Annotated in this window: 5 protein-coding genes and 1 pseudogene; 4 read left to right on the top strand and 2 right to left on the bottom strand. The window is 64.3% G+C overall.

Annotated elements, in window-relative coordinates:
* Window positions 1-66: 66 nt before the first annotated feature.
* A complete protein-coding gene (locus WBF82_RS11560; protein WP_424383170.1) occupies window positions 67-633 on the bottom strand; it encodes an Mce protein in 567 nt (188 codons plus the stop codon).
* 272 nt (window positions 634-905) lie between these two features.
* On the opposite strand from WBF82_RS11560, the gene WBF82_RS11555 reads away from it, so the two are divergent.
* The 4 genes from WBF82_RS11555 to WBF82_RS11540 all read left to right on the top strand — a co-directional run bounded on the left by WBF82_RS11555 (window position 906) and on the right by WBF82_RS11540 (window position 4,217).
* Window positions 906-1,001, top strand: coding sequence for an Ms4527A family Cys-rich leader peptide (locus WBF82_RS11555; RefSeq protein WP_424383169.1), 96 nt, complete (start codon window positions 906-908; stop codon window positions 999-1,001).
* 113 nt (window positions 1,002-1,114) lie between these two features.
* Entirely contained in the window at window positions 1,115-2,782 is a 1,668-nt protein-coding gene (locus tag WBF82_RS11550) for a nitrite/sulfite reductase (RefSeq protein WP_424383168.1), read from the top strand.
* The gene (locus WBF82_RS11545; protein WP_424383167.1) at window positions 2,779-3,522 is read left to right on the top strand and encodes a phosphoadenylyl-sulfate reductase; all 744 of its coding nucleotides are present in this window, start codon (window positions 2,779-2,781) and stop codon (window positions 3,520-3,522) included. Before WBF82_RS11550 ends, WBF82_RS11545 begins: the two co-directional genes overlap by 4 nt.
* Window positions 3,501-4,217: a sirohydrochlorin chelatase gene (locus tag WBF82_RS11540; protein ID WP_424383166.1), complete on the top strand. Its 717-nt coding sequence runs from the start codon at window positions 3,501-3,503 to the stop codon at window positions 4,215-4,217. The genes WBF82_RS11545 and WBF82_RS11540 overlap by 22 nt, the downstream gene beginning before the upstream one ends.
* A 637-nt stretch (window positions 4,218-4,854) precedes the next feature.
* Here WBF82_RS11540 and WBF82_RS11535 read toward each other — a convergent pair.
* Window positions 4,855-4,985, bottom strand: a pseudogene (locus tag WBF82_RS11535) (sulfate/molybdate ABC transporter ATP-binding protein); the annotation flags it as partial.

The raw sequence follows: 4,985 nt of genomic DNA, 5'->3' as shown, positions 1-4,985 counted from the left end.
CAGCGGTTGACAACACCACGATCAATCCGGCGATCGCGGCCGCAGCGGGCATCGTGCGCCAAATCTTCATAACAGCTCCACCTTGCTGACCAGCCACCGGCCGTCGATCTTCTGCACGGTCATCTTGATGCGGCTGCGATCGATCTGCGGCTCGGGACTGGCCAGGCTGCTCACCGACTGATCGACCATTAGCAGAACCTGAACCTTGTTCGTGGTCGCGGATTTGACGGCCGATTCGACGACCTTCCCGTGCGTTTTCACTTTGTCGTTGACGACGTGCCGACCGTGCTGCCCGCCGGCGATTCTGGCGTAGTTGTCGTTGAACTCACCGGCCGAGCCATCAAGGACGTCGGCGACATGCTTGTCGAGCGTGTCGCTGTCGACGCTGGTCAGCATGACGACGTATTTCTCTGCGACAGCGAGTGCCTGCTGAGAAGCGGCATCCGCTTGCTGCCGCTGAAACAGCAGCCACCCCTCATAACCGGCGCAGGCCAGCACGATCACCAACGCCGCAGCGGCCAAGCCGCGGAGGCGGGTGGCCCGAGCGCGTTTGGCCCGAAGATCTTGGACCGGTTTGTCGTGGTCATTCTCGTCGTCGACGGCGGCTGACGCGGGATCTCGCGGAAGTCCCATTCACTCTCACCTACCTGGCCGCGGCGCATCCAACGGGATAGACCTCGGCGGATCATTTCCGGATCCAGGCCATTTTCGCTCAGCAAAGCCCCACTTCAGCGACGACACGCCCCAGGTTCTTGCGCCGAATATGTGAGCTGACGAGCTGCGTTGGCAGCCGACTCTCGGATACGTTTGCGCTACGTCTCAGGGTTGCCACGTAGTTTTGCTCACTGTGAGAGAAATTCCACCCTGGTAGCGACCATTGGCGACATCCATGGCACAATGGCCGAGTGACCGTCTCCCACCGCAGCTCGTTCGACATCGCGTTGGTGGCGCGTCGGCACATCGATCTCAAGCGTGTCTGCAGCTGTCGCTGTCTGCCTTGATGTCGTAGACCCGCCCACCTGTATTTTCAGCTGGCTCCCGGATCTGCGCCGCCGGGACAGCAACCGGTGATCCGCGCGGTCCAAGCCGGCTACTCCACAGAGGAGATGCCGAAATGACGTCCCCCCGCCCCGCCAAGGGCCGTAGCGAAGGCCAGTGGGCGCTTGGTGAGCGCGAGCCGCTTAACCCCAACGAGCAGTTCAAGCTGGATGACGACGCGCTTAATGTGCGCGACCGAATTCTGAACCATTACTCCAAAGCCGGCTTCGACAGCATCGACAAGAACGACCTGCGTGGCCGGATGCGCTGGATGGGCCTCTACACCCAGCGTGAACAGGGTTACGACGGCAGCTGGACCGGCGACGAGAATGCCGACCTGTTGGAAGCCAAATACTTCATGATGCGGGTGCGTTGCGACGGCGGGGCGCTGTCCAGCGCGGCGCTACGCACGATCGGCCAGATTTCCACCGAGTTCGCTCGGGACACCGCCGACATCTCCGACCGGGAGAATGTGCAGTACCACTGGATCGAGATCGAGAAGGTCCCCGAAATCTGGGAGCGGCTGGCCGCGGTCGGCCTGCAAACCACCGAGGCGTGCGGCGACTGCCCCCGTGTGGTGCTGGGTTCCCCGCTGGCCGGTGAATCGCTGGACGAGGTCCTCGACCCCAGCTGGGCCGTGGAGGAGATCGTCCGCCGCTACATCGGCAACCCGGACTTTTCCAACCTGCCGCGTAAGTACAAGACGGCAATCTCGGGGCTGCAGGACGTCGCGCACGAAATCAACGACGTCGCGTTCATTGGGGTCAACCACCCCGAGCACGGACCCGGGCTGGACCTTTGGGTCGGCGGCGGCCTGTCCACCAACCCGATGCTGGCCCAACGGGTCGGTGCCTGGGTGCCGCTCGAGGAGGTGCCTGAGGTCTGGGAGGCCGTCACATCGGTGTTCCGTGACTACGGCTACCGACGATTGCGGTCTAAAGCCCGGATGAAGTTCCTGATCAAGGACTGGGGCATTGAAAAGTTTCGGGAAATTCTCGAAACCGAATACCTCAAGCGCAAACTCATCGACGGCCCGGCCCCCGAACCCGTCAAGCATCCGATCGACCACGTCGGTGTGCAGCGGCTGAAGAACGGCCTCAATGCCGTTGGGGTGGCACCGATAGCCGGGCGGGTGTCGGGCACCATCCTGTCTGCGGTGGCCGATTTGGCCGAGCGGGCGGGGTCGCAGCGGATCCGGTTCACGCCCTACCAGAAACTGGTCATCCTGGACGTTCCCGACGATCAGCTCGATGAGCTGACCGCCGGCCTGGATGCGCTGGGTCTGCCGTCGCAGCCGTCGCACTGGCGCCGAAACCTGATGGCCTGCACCGGTATTGAATACTGCAAACTGTCGTTCGCTGACACCCGTGGGCGTTCCCAGGTGCTGGTGCCCGAGCTGGAGCGCCGGCTCGACGACATCAACGCACAACTGGACGTGCCGGTGGCGGTCAACATCAACGGCTGCCCGAACTCGTGTGCCCGCATCCAGGTTGCCGACATCGGTTTCAAGGGCCAGATGGTTGACGACGGCCACGGCGGCTCGGTCGAGGGGTTCCAGGTGCACCTGGGTGGCAGCTTGGGCCTGGACAGTGGTTTCGGTCGAAAACTGCGCCAACACAAGGTCACCAGCACCGAGCTCGGCGATTACATCGACCGCGTAGTACGCAATTTCATCAAGCAGCGTGATGCCGACGAACGCTTTGCGACCTGGGCGCTACGCGCCGATGAGGCGGATCTGCGATGAATGGGGAGGCGAAAGGGTTGACGGAAGCGGAATTACGCGAACTGGCCGAGCGGGGCGCCGCCGAGCTGGAGGGCGCCGACGCGAGCGACCTGTTGCGCTGGACCGATCAGCATTTCGGCGGGGTCCGTGGACCCCGCTCGTCGGCAACCTGTAACTACGTTGTGGCCTCCAATATGCAGGACGCGGTGCTCATCGATCTGGCGGCCAAGGTGCGTCCGGGCGTGCCAGTGATGTTCTTGGACACCGGTTATCACTTCGTGGAAACGATTGGCACCCGTGACGCGATCGAGGCGGTCTACGACATCTCGGTGCTCAACGTCACGCCCGAGCAGACTGTCGCTGAGCAAGATCAGCTGCTGGGCAAGGACCTGTTCGCCCGCGAACCCAACGAATGCTGCCGCCGTCGCAAGGTCGCCCCGTTGTCCAAGGCGCTGCGCGGCTATTCCGCATGGGTGACCGGTCTGCGCCGGGTCGAGGCGCCGACTCGCGCCAACGCCTCGCTGATCAGCTTCGACGAGGCGTTCGGGTTGGTGAAGATCAACCCGCTGGCCACGTGGACCGACGATGACATGCAGGCCTATATCGACGAAAACGAGGTCCTGGTCAATCCGCTTGTCTACGAGGGTTATCCGTCGATCGGCTGCGCTCCTTGTACGGCGAAGGTGGTCGACGGCGCTGATCCGCGCAGCGGACGCTGGCAGGGGCAGTCCAAGACCGAATGCGGGTTGCACGCGTCGTGACCACCCTCGTGCTGGCCGCGCATGGCAGCGCAGATTCACGATCGGCGGCCAACGCCCGGGCCGTCGCCAACCAGATTCGCTTCATGCGGCCTGGCCTCGGCGTGCGGGTGGCGTTCTGCGAGTTGAACACTCCACGCCTGGTGGACGTGCTCAGGCCGGGTGTGGTGGTCACCCCGTTGCTGCTGGCCGACGCCTACCACGCTCGCATCGACATCCCCCGCCAGATCGCGAGTTGCGGTGTGCCCGTGCGACAGGCCGACGTGCTCGGCGAGGACGATCGGCTGGTGTCCGTGTTGGGCGAGCGGCTCGCCGAGTTGGGAGTCAGCACGCTCGACCCGGAATTAGGGGTGCTGGTGGTGGCGATCGGCTCGACGCATAGCGCGGCTAACGCACGCACCGCTCGGGTCGCGAACATGCTGCGGGCAGACACTCAGTGGGCCGGCACGACAACGGCGTTCGCGACCGGCGCCGGCCCCGGGGTGGCGGAGGCCGCCGAGGAACTCCGGCGCCGTGGCGCGCGCCGCATAGTGATCGCGCCGTGGTTCCTGGCGCCCGGGCGACTGACCGACCGGGTCGCCAGTTGCGCTGAAGCAGAAGGGATTCCGATGGCAGCACCGCTAGGCGCGCATCGACTGGTGGTCGAGACAGTGTTGGATCGCTTCGACGAGGCAGTCGCCGAGCGCATCGCCGCCTGAGTTTTTGGCGCGCTTTAGTGCGGAATCTGAAGCCGTTGTCAGAACACCCAGCTGCCGGCCGGCTGCAGGACAAATCCGCGGTTGTGGACGGCATCGATGCACGCGGTCAGACTGCCTGTCCCGACAACACAGGTGACGTTGTCGTCCGAAACTGACTGCCCAACATGCAACACGTCAATCCAAGCAGGAAATGGGGGGCAGTCCCCGACGCCCCTGGTGAAAGACATATGGGGTATGCAGTCCGATCGAGCTCAGTTGTGCGCACCCCGGGCCGCCGTCGTCGGGGATCCCGGGAATGTTGCCGCTACACCGAACGTCAACGAAAGCGTTTGGGTCACTGGGGTACTGTCCCTGCCAGCGGCATAACACTCCGTCGGGCGTCGCAAAGTGAAAATTGATCGATGGCTGCCCGAGTCCTCCCCCGAGGTAGGGCCTCGGGTCCACCGGCGCGAAGGTGTTCAGGTCAGGAAAGCCAGACGGGTCCGCCGCGGCCGTCGTCGGGGCAAGCATCTCGCCCAAAATGATGGCAAAGACTGCCAAAAACCCGAGCGGCTTACCCAGCATGGCCACCCCTTCGCATGTCCCGCGCGCAAATACGTCAGTGTTTCCAGGCTCGGTGACGACTGTACCCAGGCCGTCACCGCAGCGACGTCAGCGTCCCCTGGTCCTCGTCGGCGCCGGACTCACTGAGCACACCCGCGGCCTCGGCGATAGGCGGTACCCGGGTGGCGCGCACGTAGACGGTGTCCCCCTCCGCCAGGCCCAGCG

Source organism: Mycobacterium sp., assembly GCF_049673265.1.
In the GTDB taxonomy this organism is placed as follows: domain Bacteria; phylum Actinomycetota; class Actinomycetes; order Mycobacteriales; family Mycobacteriaceae; genus Mycobacterium.
The sequence above is the reverse complement of the archived record's forward strand: the minus strand, read 5'-3'. Positions and strand labels throughout refer to the sequence as shown.